The 1,133-nt window shown below is 69.7% G+C and carries 2 protein-coding genes; both read left to right on the top strand.

Features of this window, described 5'->3' with window-relative positions:
• Positions 1–78: 78 nt before the first annotated feature.
• Positions 79–330: a leucine zipper domain-containing protein gene (locus ACFFHC_RS03790; RefSeq protein WP_379803211.1), complete on the top strand. Its 252-nt coding sequence runs from the start codon at positions 79–81 to the stop codon at positions 328–330.
• 37 nt (positions 331–367) lie between these two features.
• The coding region (locus ACFFHC_RS03785; protein ID WP_379803208.1) for an ISL3 family transposase at positions 368–1,133 on the top strand (766 nt) is incomplete at its 3' end.

The raw sequence follows: 1,133 nt of genomic DNA, 5'->3' as shown, positions 1-1,133 counted from the left end.
TCCTCAGATCATGCCCGGGACCTCGACCCCTACCCCCAAGCACCCACGCTCAACTCCGAAGAGCCCGATAACGCTGCTCTGACCCCTCGCGCTCGGTTGCGCCTGGCCAAGCTCATCGTCCAGGAGGGTTGGCCGGTGGCCGTGGCAGCCAAGATGTTCTTGGTCTCACCACCCACGGCCCGCAAGTGGGCTGCCCGGTACCGGGCCGAAGGACCGGCCGGAATGACAGATCGCACCAGCCGGCCCCATGTGATGCCGGCTCTTCCCAATCCAGGGTGGGTCGCGGGGCGGCGCGTCGGTCCTGGGGTAGGCGTCGAGGTCTCCACATGATGGGAGTTCTCACACTCCCCACCTGGAAGACCTCGACATGCCTGACGGTACCTGCACCACGCCTGATCTGACGACGTTCTGCCGCCTCGACGGCCTCGGGTTGGAGGTGACCGGGCAACGCCTCGAGCCGGACCGGACGGTGCTGGCCTGCCGGGTCGTCGATGATGACCGGTGGTGCCGGCGGTGTGGCTGTGAGGGGACCGTGCACGATGTGATCACGCGACGCCTGGCACACGAGCCGTTCGGGTGGCGACCCACGACGTTGCTGGTCGCGGTCCGCCGGTACCGGTGCACCGGCTGCGCGCGGATGTGGCGGCAGGACACCACTGCGGCGGCGGAGCCGAGGGCCAAGATCTCCCGCGGTGGGCTGCGCTGGGCGTTGCTCGCGCTGGTCGTGCAGCACCTGACCATCGCTCGGGTCGCCGAGGCGTTGGCGGTGGCGTGGGACACCGCCAACGACGCCGTCCTGGCCGAGGGCCGGCGCGTCCTGATCGGTGACCCGGCCCGGTTCGAGGGGGTGAAGGTGGTCGGGGTCGACGAGCACGTGTGGCGGCACACGCGCAAGGGCGAGAAGTACGTCACCGTGATCATCGACCTCACCCCGATCCGAGACGCCCCCGGCCCCGCCCGGTTGCTGGACATGGTCGAAGGCCGGTCCAAGGCCGCGTTCAAGACCTGGCTCGCCGAGCGGCCACAGGCGTGGCGTGACGCCGTGGAGGTGGTCGCGATGGATGGGTTCACCGGCTTCAAGACCGCAACCGCCGAAGAGCTCCCGTGCGCGGCCGCGGTGATGGACCCCTTCC

Origin of the sequence: Kytococcus schroeteri, from assembly GCF_042433515.1 — a bacterium.
Classification (GTDB): Bacteria; Actinomycetota; Actinomycetes; order Actinomycetales; family Dermatophilaceae; genus Kytococcus; species Kytococcus schroeteri.
The sequence above is the reverse complement of the archived record's forward strand: the minus strand, read 5'-3'. Positions and strand labels throughout refer to the sequence as shown.